Raw genomic sequence first — 19211 nt, forward strand, 5'->3', positions numbered from 1 at the left:
GGGCGGCCTTCTCAGGAAGGCCGCCCCCACCGCCGTAGAGACCCTGCGGAGTTCCCCTAGCCCACGTCGTCGCTGTCGATGCCCAGGCCGGGCAGGAGGCCCGGGAGGAGGGGCGGGAGCGTGACGTCCGGCTCGGTGGTCGGGGTCGTCGGCGGGGCCGAGGTGCCGTTGGCCGACGGCGGGTCGAGCAGGCCGCCGGTGTTGCCGCCGAGGAGGCCGTCCTCGTCGGCGTCCGCCGACTTGCTGGGGCTGCCGGTGCCGGGGCTGCCGGTGGCCGGGGAGCCGCCGCCCGCGCTGGGCGTGGTCGAGCGGCCGGTGTCCGAGGTGCCGGGAGCCGTCGGTCCGGAGCCCTGCCCGCTGCCCTCGCCGCCACCGGGGGCCGGGGGCTGGGGGAGCAGGGAGCGCAGCGGGGCGACTTCTTCGTCTATGGCGTCGAACACCGACGACACCTGCTGGCTGACGTCTCCGAGCTGCACGGGGAGCCGGCTGCGCAGGTCGCCCCAGACCTCGCGGTGCGAGCGCGAGAAGGTGGACAGGGCCTGGATGGGGCCGAGGGAGTCCGGGTTGCGCTCGTACGCCTCGTGGAGCAGGCGGTGGCCCTCGGAGGCGTCGTAGCGCATGCCGGACAGGGCGCGGCGGATCTCGCCCACGGATTCGTGGTCGAGGTGGACGCCGCCGCGGCCGCGCTCCATGAGCCTGCGGGCCTCGCTGAGCCGGGTGGAGGCCTGGTCGAGGTAGGCCTGGCCGCGCTCGCTGTCGCCCTCGGCGAGGTAGTTCAGTTTGAAATCCTCTATGCCGCGCTTCAGGCCGTAGAGCGAGTCACCGGGAAGGGCGTCGGAACTCGCGGCGGCGACCCCGCCGAAGGCTCCGGCGGCGACGCCGACGCTCAGGCCGCCCGCGGTGAGGCCCTTGGCGAGCCGTGTGCGCGGACGGAACTTGCCCAGCGGTGTCGCCCGATGTGCCCCGCGTGCCCGAGTGCGTTGCTCGGGCACCGAAGGGTCCGTCGCCTCGCCCATGGTGCCCGCCTGAAGCATGGCCTCCATCGCGGCGACCAACTGCGCCCGCTGGACGACCTTGACCTCGGGGTCGAACTCCGGTTTGGGCAGCTCGGCGAGACCCGTCGCGAGGGCCAGGAGTTGGCCCTGCTCGGTCCGGCCCGCAGCGGCCGGGGCCGGCGGTGATCCTTCGGTCTGCTCGGCCGCCGTGCCCCGGTCGGACTGCTCCTCCAGGGCCTGGGCGAAGGCGTTCGCCCGCCGGTGCGCCGATACGTTCGCGATCACTGGCGGCACCTCCTCTCGTCATGACGGTCGACTCCCCCGGGGTCCTGAGGGGTGCACGCCCTCGACCGCTTCCATACGAGCGAGTGATCGAGGCCGGCCAGGACGTGACCACAGGGAGCCTGTATCCCGCACAACGACTGGCGTGGCACTTGGGTTACGGACTGCGGATGATCGGATGGGGAAGCCAACGGACCATCACTGCCCGTGAGTTGAGGTCGCCGACAGTAGCCGGGGGTGGGGTGGGGTACGGCGGGCTCATGGCGGGGTCAGCGGGCGTCGTCCGGGAGGAGACGGGCGAGGGTGCGGACGGCCCGGTACTGGAGGGTCTTGATGGCACCTTCGTTCTTGCCCATGACCCGCGCGGTCTCGGCGACCGACAGGCCCTGGAGGAAACGGAGGGTCACGCACTCCTGCTGTTGCGGGTTGAGCCGTCGTACGGCGTCCAGCAGGGCGGCGTTGGAGAGGGACTCGAGGACGGAGTCCTCCGGGGAGCGCGCGACCTCGTTGGCGTCGAGCATCTCCCCGGTGGTGACCTCCAGCCGGAAGCGGCTGGACTTGAAGTGGTCGGCGACGAGGTTGCGGGCGATGGTGACGAGCCAGGCGCCGAAGTCGCGGCCCTGCCAGGTGAAGGTGCCGATCCGCCGCAGGGCTCGCAGAAAGGTCTCACTGGTCAGGTCCTCGGCGGTCGCCTTGCTGCCCACCCGGTAGTAGATGTACCGGTACACGGTGTCGCTGTACTGGTCGTAGAGCCGCCCGAACGCGTCGGCCTCGCCGGCCTGGGCCCGCTCGACGAGGTCCATCATTCGGGCGCTGTCGCTGTCGGCGGCTGGTCGGCGGGCGGTGGCCGCGCCGGTCGCACGTCCTCGTCTGCCGACCGCCCGCCCGTCACCCGACCGCCGCCCTTCGACGACGGCGCCGCGGGCCGGCACCTGCTCAAGGCCGTCGGCCAGTGCGTAGCAGGGGCCGACGGGCGCGGCGGTGGCAAAGGCGGGGACGGCGTACGCGGTGGGGACGAAGCCGCGCAACAGGTCCTGGACCGTAGCGACCGTTGCGCGCAGCGTAGCCAGGCCCGAGGTGTCAACCCCGACGTGTGGGTACACGGGACTCCCAGAGGCAGAGCTTCCATCACGTGCAGTGCGGAACCGTTCACCCGTCGTAGCGACGGAAGGGGTACCGGATTGCGTCTGAGGAGAATAACGCTTCGTGCAGGCCTTGCTACACCCAGTTGCTCAATTCACCGGTTACGTCGCTTCCGTAGCCTATTGACGCCCAATCAAGTTGCGCAGGGTGATCAATTGTTGACCGAAAAGGTTCATATTTCCGGTCGGGCCGGGGCGTGTTGTGGCGGTGGGCAGACAACAGGACTGGCCAGGGGGGTGCGGGGGTACGGCGGTGGGATTGGCGGCGTTTCGCTGCGGTTGCCCGTCCGGATGAGTGCGGTGACCGGGGTTGGACGGTCGCGCGGGACGGCGGACGGCCGTGCCGTCCGCCCGTTACCGGCGGCGGCGGTGCAGCGCGATGGCCGCCGCAGTGCCACCCGCCACCGCGCCCACGCCCGCCGCGGCCGGGATGCCGACCTTCGCCGCCTTGCGGCCCGTGCGGTAGTCGCGCAGCCGCCAGTCGAGTTCGCGGGCGTGCCTGCGGAGCTTGGCGTCGGGGTTGATCGCGTAGGGGTGGCCGACGAGGGAAAGCATCGGGATGTCGTTGTGCGAGTCGCTGTAGGCGGCGCAGCGGGAGAGGTCCAGGCCCTCCGCGGTGGCCAGGGCGCGGACCGCCTCGGCCTTCGCGGGGCCGTGCAGCGGTTCGCCGACCAGCTTGCCCGTGTAGACGCCGTCGACCGACTCGGCGACCGTGCCGAGGGCGCCGGTGAGGCCGAGGCGGCGGGCGATCACCTGGGCGATCTCCACGGGTGCCGCGGTGACCAGCCACACCCGCTGGCCGGCGTCCAGGTGTGCCTCGGCGAGAGCACGGGTGCCGGGCCAGATCCGCTCGGCCATGTACTCGTCGTAGATCTCCTCGCCGATCGACTGGAGCTCGGAGACGCGGTGGCCCTTGACGATCGACAGGGCCGAGTCGCGGGCCTCCTGCATGTGCTCCGGGTCCTCGACACCGGCCAGCCGGAACCACGCCTGCTGCCACGCGAACCGGGCGAGGTCGCGGGTCTCGAAGAACTTCCGCTTGTACAGGCCCCGGCCGAAGTGGAAGAGGGCGGCGCCCTGCATCACGGTGTTGTCGAGGTCGAAGAACGCGGCGGCCAGTTCGTCGCCCCGCACGGGGAACTGCGGTTCCTGTTCGGAGACGTCCTTGCGGGCGGCCTCAGCCGAGGCCTCGCCTGCCAACACGCTCCGCGCGGTGGCGGAGCGCCTACGAGGGGTGAGCCATCCCAGAGCGGCCATGGCGTGAGCATAGCCAGTCTGTTCGGTGGTTCCGTCAGTCACGGCGTTCGGAGGGTGTGAACTCTCCGCGGCCGGGTCGTTGAAGAAGACCTCCGGGACACCCGTCCGGGGGCGCGGGACAATGGCGGACATGAGTCCCCTCTTCCGCCGCACGGGCCCCGCACCGCAGGACCGGCTCGTGACGTTGATCGGCAAGCCCGGATGTCATCTGTGCGACGACGCCCAGGAGGTGATCGAGAAGGTGTGCGGTGATCTCGGCGTGCCGTGGGAGAAGCGGGACATCACCGAGGACCCCGAACTCCACGCGCGGTATTGGGAGCAGATCCCGGTCGTCCTCGTGGACGGGGAGCAGCACACCTTCTGGCGCGTGAACGAGGACCGGCTGCGTACGGAACTCACGGGGAACTGACCGGGCAGTCCAAGTATGGCGAAAAGTCGCTTAGGATCGATGGCGACCAGATCTCGGGGGCGGGATTCGTGAGGAGAGTGTGCGGTTTTGCCCCCGACAATCAAGGAACGCGGGCGCGTGTGCGCCGGTTCCCCGCGAAGGCGCCAGGGGCGCGTGACCCCGGTCACGTTGGCCGGGCAAATCGGACACCATCTTTGTGCACGCGTTCACAAAGACATAGCCTGCTTCCGACGGGGCGGTCTGGGGACGTGTGACCGCCTACAGCCCCGCTCTACCCGCAGGAGCACCGTGGCAACTGGCCGAACTCACCGACCGGCGACCCGTAGCCGAGGGATTCCCGAGGCCACCGTCGCCCGGCTTCCGCTGTACCTTCGCGCGCTGACCGCACTGTCGGAGCGCTCGGTTCCCACGGTCTCCTCCGAGGAACTCGCGGCCGCGGCGGGGGTCAACTCCGCGAAGCTGCGCAAGGACTTCTCTTACCTGGGTTCGTACGGAACCCGGGGTGTCGGCTACGACGTCGAGTATCTCGTCTACCAGATCTCCCGCGAACTGGGCCTGACCCAGGACTGGCCGGTTGTGATCGTCGGTATCGGTAACCTCGGCGCGGCGCTGGCCAACTACGGCGGCTTCGCCTCCCGTGGCTTCCGCGTCGCGGCACTCATCGACGCCGACCACGAGATGACCGGCCGCCAGGTCGCCGGGATCCCCGTCCAGCACAGTGATGAGCTGGAGAAGATCATCTCCGACAACGGCGTGTCCATCGGGGTCATCACCACCCCGCCGGGCGTCGCCCAGCAGGTCTGCGAGCGCCTCGTCGCCGCCGGAGTCACCTCCATCCTGAACTTCGCGCCGACCGTGCTGTCCGTCCCGGACGGCGTCGACGTACGCAAGGTCGACCTCTCGATCGAGCTGCAGATCCTCGCCTTCCACGAGCAGCGCAAGGCCGGCGAGGAGGCCGCGGCACAGGAGAGCGCCGTGCCCGCCCCCGCCGCGCGCCGCGTGGACTCCACCGACCAGGGACCTGACGGGGACGTACCCGCCGTGATGCCGGCATGAGTCTCCTCGTCGTCGGGCTGAGCCACCGCAGCGCTCCCGTGAGCGTGCTGGAGCGGGCCTCACTCTCCGCGGACGCCCAGTTCAAGCTGTTGCAGGACACGGTCGCCGCCGAACCGGCCACCGAGGCCGGAGTGCTCGCCACCTGCAACCGCATCGAGCTGTACGCCGACGTGGACAAGTTCCACGCCGGTGTCGCCGAGCTGTCCACGCTGCTCGCCCAGCACAGCGGCGTCGGCCTGGAGGAGCTCACCCCGTATCTCTACGTGCACTACGAGGACCGCGCCGTCCACCACCTGTTCTCGGTGGCCTGCGGACTGGACTCGATGGTCGTCGGCGAGGGACAGATCCTCGGCCAGATCAAGGACTCCCTGGCCCGCGCCCAGGAGGGGCACACCGCCGGGCGGCTGCTGAACGACCTGTTCCAGCAGGCCCTGCGGGTCGGCAAGCGGGCCCACTCCGAGACCGGCATCGACCGCGCCGGACAGTCCCTGGTCACCTTCGGCCTGGAACAGCTGGCCGCGGGGGGCGACGTGACCGCGTGGGCGCGGGGCAAGCGTGCCCTCGTCATCGGCGCCGGCTCCATGTCCTCCCTGGCCGCGGCGACGCTCGCGCGCGCAGGCGTCGCCGAGATCGTCGTAGCCAACCGCACCTTCGACCGCGCCGAGCGCCTCGCGCAGATCCTCGCCGAGAACGGCGACCCGGACATCGTCTCCCGCGCCGTGCCGATGGAGTCGGTGCCGACGGAACTGACACGTGCCGACGTGGCCGTCTCCTGTACCGGCGCGACCGGACTCGTCCTCACCGCCGAAGCGGTCGCGACCGCGGTCGAGGGCCGCACGGGAGCACCCGCCGCCCTCACCGACGACCCGTCCGGGCCCACGGACGTACGGCCGCTGCCGCCGGCCTCCGTCGGCACCGACGACGGCTGTCCGCTGGACCTCTCCGCCGTGCAGCAGGGCTTCTCCGTGATGGGGGAGGCCGCCGTGGCCGGCATGGACGCGGCCACGCTGGAACAGCACGCCGCCTGGGCCGCGGGCCCGGCCGTCGACCGCCGGGAGGCCGCGCGCCGCCCCGGGGCCGACGCCGAGCTGATCGCCGCACTGGCGGCGACCGCCGCCACCGTCGGCCGCATCCCCGAGCGACGCAGGCCCGAGCCCGCCCCTGTGCCCGTACGGCCCGAGCCGGTGCTGTTCCTGCTGGACCTCGCGATGCCCCGGGACGTCGACGCGGCCACGCACCGGCTCGCCGGAGTGCGGCTGGTCGACATCGAGTCGCTCGCCGACGCCTCCGCGGACGCGCCGATGGCGGCCGACGTCGACCAGGTACGGCGGATCGTCTCCGACGAGGTCGCCGCGTTCGGCGCCGCGCAGCGCGCCGCGCACATCACCCCGACCGTGGTCGCCCTGCGCGCCATGGCCGCCGACGTCGTCGCCGGAGAGATCGCCCGGCTCGACGGACGGCTGCCCGGCCTGGACGACAAACACCGCGCGGAGATCACCCAGACCGTGCGGCGCGTCGTCGACAAACTGCTGCACGCGCCGACCGTACGGGTCAAGCAGCTCGCGGCCGAACCCGGCGGCGCCGGGTACGCGGACGCACTGCGGACCCTGTTCGACCTCGACCAGGAGACGGTGGCCTCCGTCTCCCGCGCCGAGGACAGCACCGAGAAGAACGCAGAGAACCGAGGGCCGGCATGAGCGGCATGAGTACGAAGGCACTGAGGCTGGGGACCAGGCGCAGCAAGCTCGCCATGGCCCAGTCGGGGCAGGTGGCGGACGCCGTGAGCCAGGTGACCGGGCGGCCCGTCGAACTCGTCGAGATCACCACGTACGGCGACACCTCCCGTGAGCACCTCGCGCAGATCGGCGGCACGGGCGTGTTCGTCACCGCGCTGCGGGACGCGCTGCTGCGGGGGGAGGTCGACTTCGCGGTTCACTCGCTGAAGGACCTCCCGACCGGGCAGCCCGAGGACCTGGTCCTCGCGGCCGTACCGGAACGCGAGGACCCGCGAGACGTCATCGTCGCCCGGGACGCGCTCAAGTTCACCGATCTGCCGCGCGGCGCGCGCATCGGTACGGGCTCACCGCGCCGCATGGCGCAGCTGAACGCGTACGCGCGCAGCCACGGGCTCGACATCGAGACCGTGCCGATACGCGGGAACGTCGACACCCGCATCGGGTACGTGCGCGACGGCGAGCTGGACGCGGTCGTCCTGGCCGCCGCCGGATTGAACCGCATGGGCCGCAGTGACGAGGTGACCGACTTCCTGTCGGTCGACACGGTTTTGCCCGCTCCCGGCCAGGGAGCACTGGCGATCGAATGCGCCGCGCACCAAGCGGACCTGATCGCCGCCCTCGGTGAACTCGACGACCCCTTCACCCGGGCCGCCGTGACCGCCGAACGGTCCCTGCTCGCCGCCCTGGAAGCCGGCTGCAGCGCCCCTGTGGGCGCGCTGGCCGACTTGCTGGCCGACGGGCAGATTGTCAAGGAAATGCGCCTGCGGGGCGTCGTCGGCACGACCGACGGATCCCGCACGGTGCAGCTGTCCACCACCGGTCCCGTGCCCGAGACGTACGACCGGGCAATGGCGCTCGGCCGCGAACTCGCAGCCGAGATGCTCGCCCAGGGCGCGGCCGGTCTGATGGGGGAGCAAGCGCAGTGAGCCCCACGACCCTTCCCGCCGGTCCGGAACACGGGCACGTCACCTTCCTGGGTGCCGGACCCGGGGATCCGGGACTGCTGACTCTTCGCGCCGTGGAGGCGCTGGCGCTCGCGGACGTCCTCGTCGCCGAGCACGAGGTGCTCGACGTCGTCCGGACGCACGCCAGGCCCGGCGTCGCCGTCGTGCACGCGGAAGCCGGTCCGTTCTCGGGCCCTCTTCCGGGCACGGGCACGCCGCACCCGACGATCGTTGACGGCACGTCAACAACCGCTGGTAGCCCCGCTGTGCGGGATGCCGCACATCTTGTCATGGAGGCCGCACGGGGCGGCAGGCGGGTCGTCCGTGCGGTGTCCGGGGACCCGGGACTTGATACGTACGCGGCCGAGGAAATGCTCGCCTGCGTGGCCGCCGGTGTTCCCTTCGAGGTCGTCCCCGGCATCGCGGCCGCCGTCGGTGTGCCCGCCTACGCCGGTGTGCCGCTGCGTGACGCGCAGGGCGCGGACGTCCGGTTCATCGACGCGCGGACCGCGTCCGACCGGTGCTGGACGGAGGTCGGCGTGTCCGACGGGACCGTCGTCGTGTCCACGACGCTGGACTCCGTGGCCGCCGCCGCCGGCGAACTGGTCGCCGCCGGGCGCAAGCCCGACACCCCGATGACCGTCACCGTCGCCGGTACGACGACCCGTCAGCGGACCTGGAGCGCCACCCTCGGCACCATCGCGCAGACGCTGAAGCAGGCGAAGGTGCTGCCCTCTCCCGAGGGTGGCCGGCCGGTCATAGCCGTGGTCGGTGAGCGTTCCGCCCCCGCCCAGCGCGACCAGCTCGCCTGGTTCGAGTCCAAGCCGCTGTTCGGCTGGAAGGTGCTCGTACCGCGCACCAAGGAGCAGGCGGCCTCGCTCTCCGACCAGCTGCGGTCCTACGGCGCCGTGCCGCACGAGGTGCCGACCATCGCGGTCGAGCCGCCGCGGACGCCCCAGCAGATGGAGCGGGCCGTCAAGGGGCTGGTGACCGGGCGGTACGAGTGGATCGCCTTCACCTCGGTGAACGCGGTCAAGGCCGTACGGGAGAAGTTCGAGGAGTACGGGCTCGACGCCCGCGCCTTCGCCGGGATCAAGGTCGCGGCGGTGGGCGAGCAGACCGCCAACGCGCTGATCGCGTTCGGTGTGAAGCCGGATCTGGTGCCGAGCGGGGAGCAGTCCGCGGCCGGGCTGCTCGAGGACTGGCCTCCCTACGACCCGGTGTTCGATCCGATCGACCGGGTGTTCCTGCCGCGGGCCGACATCGCCACCGAGACCCTGGTCGCGGGGCTCATCGAACTCGGATGGGAGGTCGACGACGTCACCGCCTACCGGACCGTGCGGGCCTCGCCGCCGCCGGCCGAGACGCGGGAGGCGATCAAGGGCGGTGGGTTCGACGCCGTGCTGTTCACGTCGTCTTCCACCGTGCGGAACCTGGTCGGGATCGCCGGGAAGCCGCACAACGTGACGATCATCGCGTGCATCGGGCCCGCTACGGCCAAGACCGCCGAGGAGCATGGGCTGCGGGTGGATGTGATGGCTCCGGAGCCGTCCGTGCACAAGCTGGCGGAGGCGCTGGCGGAGTTCGGGCTGCGGCGGCGGGCTGCCGCGCGGGAGGCCGGGGATCCGGTCAGCCGGCCGAGCGAGCGGCGGCCGGGGGCGCGGAGACGCCGGGCTACCTGAGCGGGTGAGGGGGCGGTGGGGGTGGGTTTTTCGCCCCCGCCGCCCCCTCCCTTCCCGTCCCTGGGGGCTGCGCCCCCAGACCCCCCTTTCGGCGCTCCGCGCCTCGTCCTCGAACTCCCCCGGAGGGGCACTCCGGACGGGGCTGAACTGGCCGACTTCGCGTCGGTAAAGAGGGTGTCGGGGCGGGCGTAGCGTAGACGGTATGGCTACGTACGGATCCTTCCCCGGTTCGCGTCCGCGGCGGTTGCGGACCACCCCCGTCATGCGGCGCATGGTCGCCGAGACCCGGCTGCATCCGGCCGACTTCATCCTCCCCGCGTTCGTGCGGGAGGGCGTGAGCGAGCCGGTGCCGATCAGGAGCATGCCCGGGGTCGTGCAGCACACCCGCGACAGTCTGAAGAAGGCCGCGCTGGAGGCCGTGGAGGCCGGGATCTCTGGGATCATGCTCTTCGGGGTGCCGGAGGAGTCGAAGAAGGACGCCCTCGGGACCGTGGGGACCGACTCGGACGGCATTCTCCAGGTCGCGCTGCGGGACGTACGGGCCGAGGTCGGGGACGAGTTGCTGGTCATGTCCGACCTCTGTCTCGACGAGTTCACCGATCACGGGCACTGTGGCGTGCTCGACGATCAGGGGCGAGTCGACAACGACGCCACCCTTGAGCGGTACGCCGAGATGGCTCAGGTCCAGGCCGACGCGGGCGCCCATGTCGTAGGTCCCAGCGGGATGATGGACGGGCAGATCGGGGTCGTTCGCGACGCCCTCGACCAGATCGGGCGGGAGGACGTCGCCGTCCTCGCCTACACCGCCAAGTACTCCTCCGCCTTCTACGGACCCTTCCGGGAGGCCGTCGGGTCCTCGCTGCGGGGGGACCGCAAGACGTACCAGCAGGACCCCGCCAATGTGCGGGAGTCGATGCGCGAGCTGGCCCTGGATCTGGAGGAGGGCGCCGACATGGTGATGGTCAAGCCGGCCGGGCCCTACCTCGACGTCCTCGCGCGGGTCGCCGACGCGGTGGACGTGCCCGTCGCCGCCTACCAGATCTCCGGCGAGTACTCGATGATCGAGGCCGCCGCCGAGAAGGGCTGGGTCGACCGCGACCGGGCGATTCTGGAGACGCTGACCGGCATCAAGCGGGCCGGGGCGCAGAACATCCTCACCTACTGGGCCACCGAGGTGGCCCGGACCCTGCGGTGACCTACCACGCCAGCGCGTCGTCCATGTCACGCTGCCAGTACGTCACCGTCAGCGAGCTGTCGTAGTAGACACCCTCGGCCGGGAGCGGCGGCGTCGCCGAGGCGCCGCCGTCGCTGTTCGGGGTGCGGCCCTGGAAGGCGACCGTCAGCTTCTCGGCGGTCGCGCCGCCGTCGCCGCTGCCGTCGGCCGCCGCCAGCAGGACGCCTGCGTAGCCGGACTCGCCGGGTGCGAGCGTCGTCACCGCCTGCGGCTGCGTCTCCTTCGCCGCCGTCGGCGCCCACTGCATCTCGTCGAAGCGGAGCACCGGGTAGTAGGTCAGGTCGCACACCTTGCTGCCGGTGTTCGTGACCGTGAGCAGCATGTGGTTGAGGGGGCGCGGGACCGGCTGAGCGGTGACCTTCGTGTTCGAGCCGTTGCAGAGGACGCGGTTCTCGGGGGCGTTCGGGTCCCCGTCCGCGGCGGGGGCGGTGCCCGGCTTGGCGGACGTCCCGTCGGCCGGCTTCGCGGTCGAGCCCGTACCCGTACCCGTGCCCGATCCGGTGCCCGTGTCCGATCCGGTCGTCGGCTTGCCGGAGCCCTGGGGCTGCGTGGTGACCGACGACGCGGGGGTGGACGCGCCCTCGTCCTCGGTGCCCGTTCCGTTCTCGCAGGCCGTGAGCGAGAGAGCGGCGAGCGCGGCGACGGCGGGGACGAGAAGGCGGCTGGTGCGGCGGATGCGCATGGTGAATTCCTCTTCGCTGATGGCTGGTTGGCGTACGCCGCTCGACCGGGTGCCGGGAGCGGCGTGCTTGGATGGCCACAGCTTGTGGGGAGATCCGTCCCGGCCGCCACCACCTGCGGACGATCCGGGACGCTGGAACGCCCGCAACGCGTTGAGCTGGGAAAACACACCATCCCTGGAACGCCGGGATGGGACACGAGGGGTGGACGAACGGTGGCTGCGGCCGACTTCGCGGAACTGCTGCGAGAACTGAAGGACCGGTCCGGGCTGAGCTACGGCACGCTCGCGAAACGGCTCCACATGAGTACGTCGACGCTGCACCGCTACTGCAACGGGGACGCCGTCCCCACTGACTACGCACCCGTGGAACGGCTCGCCCGGCTGTGCAAGGCCTCGCCCGCGGAGCTGGTCGAGCTGCACCGGCGGTGGGTCCTCGCGGACGCGGGGCGGGGGAAGAAGGAGAGCGGGCCGGCGGTGGTGCCGGACGCGGCTCCGGCGGAGGGCGTGAGGGAGGAAGCCGAACCGGCGCCGCTGGAGGGTGCGGGGGGCGACCCCGAGCCGGGGCCGGCCGCCGTCGTCACCGACCTCGTGCGGGACGGCGGGCCGCGGCCGTCGGTCGGTCGGCGCCGGCGGTTTTTCATGGCCGGGGTCGCCGTCGTCGCCGTGGCCGGAGCCGTGGTTCTCGGGGTGCGGCTGTCCGGCGGTGACGCCGAGGGCGCCGGGGGTACGCGCGGGGCCGGGGTCGCCGCGTCCGTGCGGGGGAAGGAGGCGGGGAGCGGGGCACCGTCCGGGACCGGCTCGCTCTCCGCCTCGCCGTCCGTGTCCCCGTCGGCCTCCGTGACCGCGTCCTCCTCGAGTACGCCGTCACCCTCGACCTCCGGCGGCGAGCGGCCCGGCGCGGCCGCCGAGGACAGCAGCGGGGCTCCTCCGCTGACGGTGGAAGTCCGTCCGAACGCCTGGCTGGACCCCTGCAGCCAGCGCTACCTGATCGACCGTGAGCCGGCTCGGGTCTCGCCGCCGCCCGTCGAGCAGGACGCGCCCGCCTGGGTTGCCGCGCACGGGGCCGTGTCCTCGGGGTCGCAGTTCGTGCAGGTGACCGTGCAGGGGACCGGCGACGAGACGGTGGTCGTCGACGGGCTGAAGGTCCGCACGGTCCAGAAGCGGACGCCGCTCGCCTGGAACGACTACGCCATGGGCTATCCGGGCGTCGGCTGCGGGGGCGGGGTGCCGACGCACTACTTCACCGTGGCACTCGACGCCGCGCGGCCGGCGGTGGTGCCGGAGGCCGGGCACGCCGACTTCCCCTTCAAGGTCAGCGAGTCCGACCCGGAGGTCTACTACATCGACGCCGACGCCTCCGCGTACGACGTGAGCTGGACGCTGGAGCTGTCCTGGTCCAGCGGGTCCCGGCACGGCACGCTGATCGTCGACGACAAGGGCAGGCCGTTCCGCACGAGCGGCAACAACGGGCGGCCCGCGTACGAGTTCCCGCTCGGCGGGTCGGCGTGGCAGCGGGCGGGGTCTTCGCCGACGCCGTAGGGCGCAGGGCGCAGGGGCCCGAGACGGACGGGCCTGCGCCGGCCGGCGCCGGTGGGAGGCCGCGTCGGCCGGTCTCTTTCGGCGAGCCGGCAGCGCCGCCCGCCCGGTGGCACTCGTCCCACGGGCGGCGAGCTTGCGGCCTCCCGGGTCTCCCGGCCTCCCGGGTCTCCCGGGTCTCCCGGCCTCCCGGCCTCCCGGCCTCCCGGGTCTCCCGGCCTCCCGGGTCTCCCGGCCTCCCGGGTCTCCCGGCCTCCCGGGTCTCCCGGTCTCCCGGCCTCCCCAGGCATGGTTCGGCCCCGGCGCCCCGCGTCCGCATCCTGGAAAACCGTGTGTACACAGCAGCCGTCTCTCTAGGCTGCGGGAGCGTGAGGACGAGGGCGTGGGGGATTGCCGTGCCCGTGGTTGAAGGAGCCGTTCCATGACCGTTGCCGCCGCACCGATCGCTTCCGTGCCGCCGCTAGCCGCGCGGGCGCGTGCCGTCGGGGGGTCGCCCGTGCGGGACATCCTCGCCGTCACCGCGCGGCCCGAGGTGATCAACTTCGCGGGTGGACTGCCCGCGCCAGAGCTGTTCGACCGGGATGGTGTCGCCGCCGCCTTCCGACACGTGCTGGAGGAGACGCCGGGGCGGGCGCTCCAGTACGCCACCACCGAGGGCGAGCCCGTGCTGCGGGAACGGCTCGCGCAGCGGATGTCCGTGCGGGGACTGCCGACCGACGCCGACGACCTGCTCGTCACCACCGGCTCCCAGCAGGGCCTGTCGCTGCTCGCCACCGCGCTCGTCGACGCCGGCGACACCGTCCTCGTCGAGGAGCCCTGCTATCTGGCCGCCCTCCAGGTCTTCGGCCTCGCCGGAGCCAGGATTGTCGCCGTGCCCGGAGACGCGGACGGCCCGGACCCCGAGGCCCTCGCCGAACTGGTCGTCCGGGAACGCCCCAAGCTTCTCTACACCGTCCCCACCTTCCAGAACCCCACCGGCCGCACGCTGCCCGCCGAACGCCGCGCCGCCCTCGCCTCCGTCGCCGCCCGGCACGGCCTGTGGATCATCGAGGACGACCCCTACGGCGAACTCCGCTACGACGGCGAGCGCGTCCCCTGGATCGCCGCCCACCCCGACGCCCGCGACCGGACCGTCCTGCTCGGCTCCTTCTCCAAGGTCATGGCCCCCGGCCTGCGACTGGGCTGGCTGCGCGCGCCCGCGGAGCTGCGCCGGGCCTGCGCGGTCGCCAAGCAGGCTGCCGACCTGCACACCCCGACCGTCAACCAGCTCGCCGCCGCACGGTACTTGGCCGTCTCCGACCTCGACGCTCACGTGGCTCGGGTCGCCGCCGTCTACCGCGAGCGCCGCGACGCCATGCTCGCGGGCCTGCCGGACGCCCTCCCGGAGGGCACGGTGTGGGACCGCCCCGAGGGCGGCATGTTCCTCTGGGCCCGGCTGCCGGAGACGTACGACACCGCCGCGCTGCTGCCGAGGGTGGTGCGGGAGGACGTGGCCTATGTCCCCGGCGCCCCCTTCTACCCCGGCGAGCCCGACCGCTCCACGCTCCGCCTGTGCTTCGTGACGCAGACGCCGGAGGAGATCGCGGAGGGGCTGCGCAGGCTCGGCAGAGGGCTCAGGGCCGACGCCTGAGGTCAGCGCCGCCTCAGTCCCACCAGAAGGACCAGACGTGCTCGCCGATCAGCCCGCTGGCGTACGCCTCCAGGGTGCCGGATCCCTGGAGGATGTTGTCCGGGCAGAACGCGAAGTGTTCGGCGGCCACCGCCTCCGCCTCCGCCACGGTGGTGGGCGGGGCCGCCACGGACACGGCCAGCACGTCGAAGCCGATGCCGACGACCCGTATGCCGAAGCGGTCCTCCCAGGACCGCAGGACCGCGGACAGCCGCGCCGTGTCGTTCTCGTGGTTCACCGGGCCCGACCAGCCGATGGCCGCCGGCACGTCCGCACTGCGGCGGGCCGGCACGAGGGCCAGGTGCGGTGCCTCGAACCACGAGGGGCCCTCCCCCGCGAGGGCATCGGCGATCTGCGCGGCCCGCGCGTCCGGATCGGCGTTGAGCGTGGGGGCGTCGGTCAGGCCGGGCCACTCCTCGTCCTCCGCCGCCCACTCCTCCCAGAAGTCCTCCAGCACCTCTTCCGCGTCGTGATCCCCCGGATACGTCATACGGGCGGGCGCCAGGTCCCACTGCTCGGGCCCGCCCTGGGAACCGCCCAGGTCGACGAGGACCGGGACCAGCCCGGCCCGCGCCGCCGGCCCGCCCAGCGCCGACCAGTTGCCCGGCGCCGCGGTCCGCTCGGCGTGCCACAACAACGGTTCGTGCCAGACGCCCTGGTCCGTCGTGTCGATCAGCCTGCCCGGCGGGAGCTGGAGTCCGAGGGAACGTCCGCTGGGATCGGACGCCAGCTTGGGCAGCGGGTTGGGAAGAGTCGCCATACCGTCGACTCTAGAGGCAGGCACTGACAGTCACCCCGGACCGGAGCAGCGGAAGACATGAGGTCTTCCACCCCCACGGAACCGGGGTGCGGTGAACGGTCAGAGCCGCTCCGGCGTCCGGATGCCCAGCAGGGCCATGCCCTTGTGGAGGGTGCGGCCCGTGAGGTCCACCAGGAAGAGGCGGTTCTCGACGACCTCCGGCGCGTTGTCCGCGGACAGCACGTGGCACTGGTCGTAGAACGTCGTCAGGTGCGAGGCCAGCTGGTACAGGTACGCCGCGAGCTTGTGGGGCTCGTAGGCCGCCGCGACCTCGTGGACCGTCTCGCCGAACTGGTCCAGGTGCAGGCCCAACGCCCGCTCCGCCGGGGCCAGTTCCAGCTCCGGGTGCGCGACCGGACGCGCCTCGCCCGCCTTGCGCAGGATCGACTGGATACGGGCGTACGCGTACTGGAGATAGACCGACGTGTCGCCGTTCAGCGACACCATCTGGTCCAGGTCGAACTTGTAGTCCCGCACCGCGGAGGTCGACAGGTCCGCGTACTTCACGGCGCCGACGCCGACGTACCGGCCGTTCTCCTCGATCTCCCGCTCGCTCAGGCCGACCTTCTCCGCCTTCTCGCGGACGACTGCCGTGGCGCGGTCCACCGCCTCGTCGAGCAGGTCGACCAGCTTGACCGTCTCGCCCTCACGGGTCTTGAACGGCTTGCCGTCCTTGCCGAGGACCGTGCCGAAGGCCAACTGGTGCGCCGTGGCCTCGCCGTTCAGCCAGCCCGCCCTGCGCGCCGTCTCGAAGACCATCTTGAAGTGCAGCGACTGCCGGGCGTCGACGACGTAGACGAGCGTGTCCGCCTTCAACTGGAACACACGGTCCCGGATCGCCGACAGGTCGGTCGCCGCGTAGCCGTAGCCGCCGTCCGACTTCTGCACGATCAGCGGGACCGGGTTGCCGTCCGGGCCCTTGACGTCGTCGAAGAAGACGCACAGCGCGCCCTCCGAACGGACCGCCACGCCCGACTCCTCCAGGAGGCGGCAGGTCTCCGCCAGCATGTCGTTGTAACCCGACTCGCCGACGATGTCCTCGTCGCGGATCTCCATGTCCAGTTTCTCGAAGACGGAGAAGAAGTAGATCTTCGACTCGTCGACGAACCTCTGCCAGACGGCGAGTGTGTGCGGGTCCCCCGCCTGGAGGTCCACCACCCGGCGCCGGGCCCTCGTCTTGAACTCCTCGTCCGCGTCGAACAGCCTGCGCGCGGCCTTGTAGAGACGGTCGAGGTTCGACATCGCCTCCTCGCCGCTCACCCGGGAGTCCTTGTGGTCCAACTCGTGCGGGTGCTCGTCCAGGTACTGGATGAGCATGCCGAACTGGGTGCCCCAGTCGCCGATGTGATGCCGGCGCACCACGCTCTCCCCGGTGAACTCCAGGATCTCCGTCACCGCCGCGCCGATGACCGCCGACCGCAGATGGCCGACGTGCATCTCCTTCGCCACGTTCGGCTGCGCGTAGTCGATCACCGTCGTGCCCGGCGAGTCCGCGACGGGCACACCGAGACGGTCCACGTCCGCGTACCGCGCGCCCAGGTTCTCGATGATCGCCTTGTCGGTGATCGTCACATTCAGGAAGCCCGGCCCGGAGACCTCGATGTCCTTGATCAGGTCACCGGTGACGACCTGGGAGACCACCTGCGTCGCCAGCTCCCGCGGATTGGCCTTCGCCTTCTTCGCCAGAGCCAGGATCCCGTTCGCCTGGTAGTCCGCCCGGTCGCTGCGTCGCAGCAGCGGGTCCGCGCCGACGGCCTCCGGCAGAGCAGCCGAGAGGGCGGACGCGAGGTGCTGTTCGACGGAGTGACTGAGGGACGTGACCGAGGCCATGGAGTGGCTGCCGTTCTGCTCGGGTTCCGGAAGTACTACGGAAACCGAGTATCCCACGCGGTGAAAAGCGGTTTTCGCGGATGCGGCCCGGCCTGGGACAATGGACGGACTTCACACCTTCAAGCCTTCACACCAGAGGACGTGCCGATCGTGGCTCAGAGCACCGAGACCACCGACTGGGTCTCCCGTTTCGCGGACGAGGTCATCGAGGAGTCGGAGCGTCGAGCCGGGGGCAAAGCGGCATCACCCGCCACCGCCCCGCTGGTCGTCGTCGCGTCCGGGCTCTCCCCCTCCGGCCCCATCCACCTCGGGAACCTCCGCGAGGTCATGACGCCGCATCTCGTCGCCGACGAGATCCGCCGCCGCGGGTACCAGGTCCGCCATCTGATCTCCTGGGACGACTACGACCGCTACCGCAAGGTGCCGGCCGGCGTCCCCGGAGTCGACGACTCCTGGGCCGAACACATCGGCAAGCCCCTGACCTCCGTCCCCGCCCCCAAGGGCTCCGCCCACCCGAACTGGGCCGAGCACTTCAAGTCGGCCATGATCGAGTCGCTGGCGGAACTGGGCGTCGAGTTCGACGGCATCAGCCAGACCCGGCAGTACACCACCGGCGTCTACCGCGAGCAGATCCTGCACGCCATGCGCCACCGCGGCGACATCGACGCGATCCTCGACCAGTACCGCACCAAGAAGAACCCGGCCAAGAAGCAGCAGCAGAAGCCCCTCGACGAGGCCGAACTGGAAGCCGCCGAGGGCTCCGGCGCCGCCGCCGAGGACGACGGCAGCTTCGGCGCCGCCGGCTACTTCCCGTACAAGCCCTACTGCGGCAACTGCGAGAAGGACCTCACCACCGTCACCGCCTACGACGACGACAGCACCGAGCTGACGTACGTCTGCGACTCCTGCGGCTTCTCCGAGACCGTCCGGCTCAACGAGTTCAACCGCGGCAAGCTCGTCTGGAAGGTCGACTGGCCCATGCGCTGGGCCTACGAAGGCGTCGTCTTCGAGCCCAGCGGCGTCGACCACTCCTCACCCGGCTCCTCCTTCCAGGTCGGCGGCCAGATCGTCGGCATCTTCGGCGGCAAGCAGCCCATCGGCCCGATGTACGCCTTCGTCGGCATCAGCGGCATGGCCAAGATGTCCTCCTCCAAGGGCGGCGTCCCCACCCCCGCCGACGCCCTCAAGATCATGGAACCGCAGCTCCTGCGCTGGCTCTACGCCCGCCGCCGCCCCAACCAGTCCTTCAAGATCGCCTTCGACCAGGAGATCCAGCGGCTCTACGACGAGTGGGACAAGCTCGACGCCAAGGTCGCCGACGGCTCCGCGCTCCCCGCCGACATCGCCGCCCACTCCCGCGCCGTCCGCACCGCCGGCGGCGAGCTGCCCCGCACGCCCCGCCCGCTGCCCTACCGCACCCTCGCCTCCGTCGCCGACATCACCGCCGGCCACCAGGACCAGGCCCTGCGCATCCTCAGCGAACTCGACCCCGACAACCCGATCGGCTCGCTGGACGAGGCCCGGCCCCGGTACGACAAGGCCGAAGCCTGGATCAACACGCACGTCCCCGCCGACCAGCGGACCATCGTGCGCGACGAACCCGACGCCGAACTCCTCAAGTCCCTCGACGAGCCCTCCCAGACGTCGCTACGACTCCTGCTCGACGGCCTCGCCGACCACTGGTCCCTCGACGGGCTCACCCACCTCGTCTACGGCGTGCCCAAGGTCCAGGCCGGATTCCCCGCCGACGCGACCCCCAAGGAACTCCCGCCGGAGATCAAGACCGCCCAGCGGACCTTCTTCGCCCTGCTCTACCACCTGCTCGTCGGACGTGACACCGGCCCGCGCCTGCCCACGCTGCTGCTCGCGGTGGGGCAGGAGAGGGTGCGGGCCCTGCTCGGGGAGTAGGCGTCCCTACCTTTCGTACGAGGAGGGGGGGGGGGGCCGGGGAAACCGGG

Annotated in this window: 15 protein-coding genes; 9 read left to right on the plus strand and 6 right to left on the minus strand. The window is 71.7% G+C overall.

Annotated features, from left to right (window positions below):
* Positions 1-56: 56 nt before the first annotated feature.
* The 3 genes from ACFWJX_RS40280 to ACFWJX_RS40290 form a co-directional block, all read right to left on the minus strand.
* The gene (locus tag ACFWJX_RS40280) at positions 57-1280 is read right to left on the minus strand and encodes a DUF5667 domain-containing protein (protein WP_383252023.1); all 1224 of its coding nucleotides are present in this window, start codon (positions 1278-1280) and stop codon (positions 57-59) included.
* A gap of 266 nt (positions 1281-1546) precedes the next feature.
* Positions 1547-2380: an ECF subfamily RNA polymerase sigma factor, BldN family gene (locus ACFWJX_RS40285; protein WP_383252025.1), complete on the minus strand. Its 834-nt coding sequence runs from the start codon at positions 2378-2380 to the stop codon at positions 1547-1549.
* Between the two features lie 393 nt (positions 2381-2773).
* Entirely contained in the window at positions 2774-3676 is a 903-nt protein-coding gene (locus ACFWJX_RS40290) for an HAD family hydrolase (protein ID WP_383252027.1), read from the minus strand.
* A gap of 121 nt (positions 3677-3797) precedes the next feature.
* Between ACFWJX_RS40290 and ACFWJX_RS40295 the strand changes: the two genes are divergently transcribed.
* The 6 genes from ACFWJX_RS40295 (at position 3798) to hemB (ending at position 10698) form a co-directional block, all read left to right on the plus strand.
* On the plus strand, positions 3798-4085 hold the full coding sequence (locus ACFWJX_RS40295; protein WP_383252029.1) for a glutaredoxin family protein: 288 nt from the start codon (positions 3798-3800) through the stop codon (positions 4083-4085).
* A 288-nt stretch (positions 4086-4373) separates the two neighbouring features.
* Complete coding sequence (locus ACFWJX_RS40300) at positions 4374-5141, plus strand: redox-sensing transcriptional repressor Rex (protein WP_383252031.1); 768 nt, start codon at positions 4374-4376, stop codon at positions 5139-5141.
* Positions 5138-6838, plus strand: a complete 1701-nt coding sequence (locus tag ACFWJX_RS40305) for a glutamyl-tRNA reductase (RefSeq protein ID WP_383252034.1) — start codon at positions 5138-5140, stop codon at positions 6836-6838. Before ACFWJX_RS40300 ends, ACFWJX_RS40305 begins: the two co-directional genes overlap by 4 nt.
* Positions 6839-6843: 5 nt before the next feature.
* Positions 6844-7803: a hydroxymethylbilane synthase gene (gene hemC / locus ACFWJX_RS40310; RefSeq protein ID WP_383252036.1), complete on the plus strand. Its 960-nt coding sequence runs from the start codon at positions 6844-6846 to the stop codon at positions 7801-7803.
* Complete coding sequence (locus ACFWJX_RS40315) at positions 7800-9503, plus strand: uroporphyrinogen-III synthase (protein WP_383252039.1); 1704 nt, start codon at positions 7800-7802, stop codon at positions 9501-9503. The genes hemC and ACFWJX_RS40315 overlap by 4 nt, the downstream gene beginning before the upstream one ends.
* Positions 9504-9705: 202 nt before the next feature.
* Positions 9706-10698, plus strand: coding sequence for a porphobilinogen synthase (gene hemB, locus ACFWJX_RS40320; RefSeq protein ID WP_383252041.1), 993 nt, complete (start codon positions 9706-9708; stop codon positions 10696-10698).
* Between the two features lies 1 nt (position 10699).
* Here the strand turns inward: hemB and ACFWJX_RS40325 are convergent, their stop codons facing one another.
* On the minus strand, positions 10700-11419 hold the full coding sequence (locus ACFWJX_RS40325; RefSeq protein ID WP_383252043.1) for a DUF4232 domain-containing protein: 720 nt from the start codon (positions 11417-11419) through the stop codon (positions 10700-10702).
* A 213-nt stretch (positions 11420-11632) separates the two neighbouring features.
* On the opposite strand from ACFWJX_RS40325, the gene ACFWJX_RS40330 reads away from it, so the two are divergent.
* Both ACFWJX_RS40330 and ACFWJX_RS40335 read left to right on the plus strand, forming a co-directional pair.
* Positions 11633-12958, plus strand: coding sequence for a helix-turn-helix domain-containing protein (locus ACFWJX_RS40330; RefSeq protein ID WP_383252045.1), 1326 nt, complete (start codon positions 11633-11635; stop codon positions 12956-12958).
* A 418-nt stretch (positions 12959-13376) separates the two neighbouring features.
* Positions 13377-14585 carry a PLP-dependent aminotransferase family protein gene (locus ACFWJX_RS40335; protein ID WP_383252047.1) on the plus strand — a complete coding sequence of 403 codons (1209 nt, stop codon included), beginning with the start codon at positions 13377-13379 and terminating at the stop codon, positions 14583-14585.
* 13 nt (positions 14586-14598) lie between these two features.
* On the opposite strand, the gene ACFWJX_RS40340 is transcribed toward ACFWJX_RS40335, so the two are convergent.
* Complete coding sequence (locus tag ACFWJX_RS40340) at positions 14599-15384, minus strand: DUF4253 domain-containing protein (protein ID WP_383252050.1); 786 nt, start codon at positions 15382-15384, stop codon at positions 14599-14601.
* Positions 15385-15483: 99 nt separating this feature from the next.
* Positions 15484-17253: an arginine--tRNA ligase gene (gene argS, locus ACFWJX_RS40345; RefSeq protein ID WP_383252052.1), complete on the minus strand. Its 1770-nt coding sequence runs from the start codon at positions 17251-17253 to the stop codon at positions 15484-15486.
* Between the two features lie 141 nt (positions 17254-17394).
* On the opposite strand from argS, the gene lysS reads away from it, so the two are divergent.
* On the plus strand, positions 17395-19161 hold the full coding sequence (gene lysS / locus ACFWJX_RS40350) for a lysine--tRNA ligase (protein ID WP_383252054.1): 1767 nt from the start codon (positions 17395-17397) through the stop codon (positions 19159-19161).
* Positions 19162-19211 lie beyond the last annotated feature (50 nt).

Origin of the sequence: Streptomyces sp. NPDC058335, assembly GCF_042723915.1 — a bacterium.
GTDB lineage: Bacteria > Actinomycetota > Actinomycetes > Streptomycetales > Streptomycetaceae > Streptomyces.

Coding starts and splice junctions, on each gene's coding strand:
- argS (WP_383252052.1), bottom strand. CDS start 17,253: ATGGCCTCGGTCACGTCCCTCAGTCACTCCGTCGAACAGCACCTCGCG.
- ACFWJX_RS40305 (WP_383252034.1), top strand. CDS start 5,138: ATGAGTCTCCTCGTCGTCGGGCTGAGCCACCGCAGCGCTCCCGTGAGC.
- ACFWJX_RS40340 (WP_383252050.1), bottom strand. CDS start 15,384: ATGGCGACTCTTCCCAACCCGCTGCCCAAGCTGGCGTCCGATCCCAGC.
- ACFWJX_RS40295 (WP_383252029.1), top strand. CDS start 3,798: ATGGCGGACATGAGTCCCCTCTTCCGCCGCACGGGCCCCGCACCGCAG.
- ACFWJX_RS40290 (WP_383252027.1), bottom strand. CDS start 3,676: ATGGCCGCTCTGGGATGGCTCACCCCTCGTAGGCGCTCCGCCACCGCG.
- ACFWJX_RS40325 (WP_383252043.1), bottom strand. CDS start 11,419: ATGCGCATCCGCCGCACCAGCCGCCTTCTCGTCCCCGCCGTCGCCGCG.
- hemC (WP_383252036.1), top strand. CDS start 6,844: ATGAGTACGAAGGCACTGAGGCTGGGGACCAGGCGCAGCAAGCTCGCC.
- hemB (WP_383252041.1), top strand. CDS start 9,706: ATGGCTACGTACGGATCCTTCCCCGGTTCGCGTCCGCGGCGGTTGCGG.
- ACFWJX_RS40335 (WP_383252047.1), top strand. CDS start 13,377: ATGACCGTTGCCGCCGCACCGATCGCTTCCGTGCCGCCGCTAGCCGCG.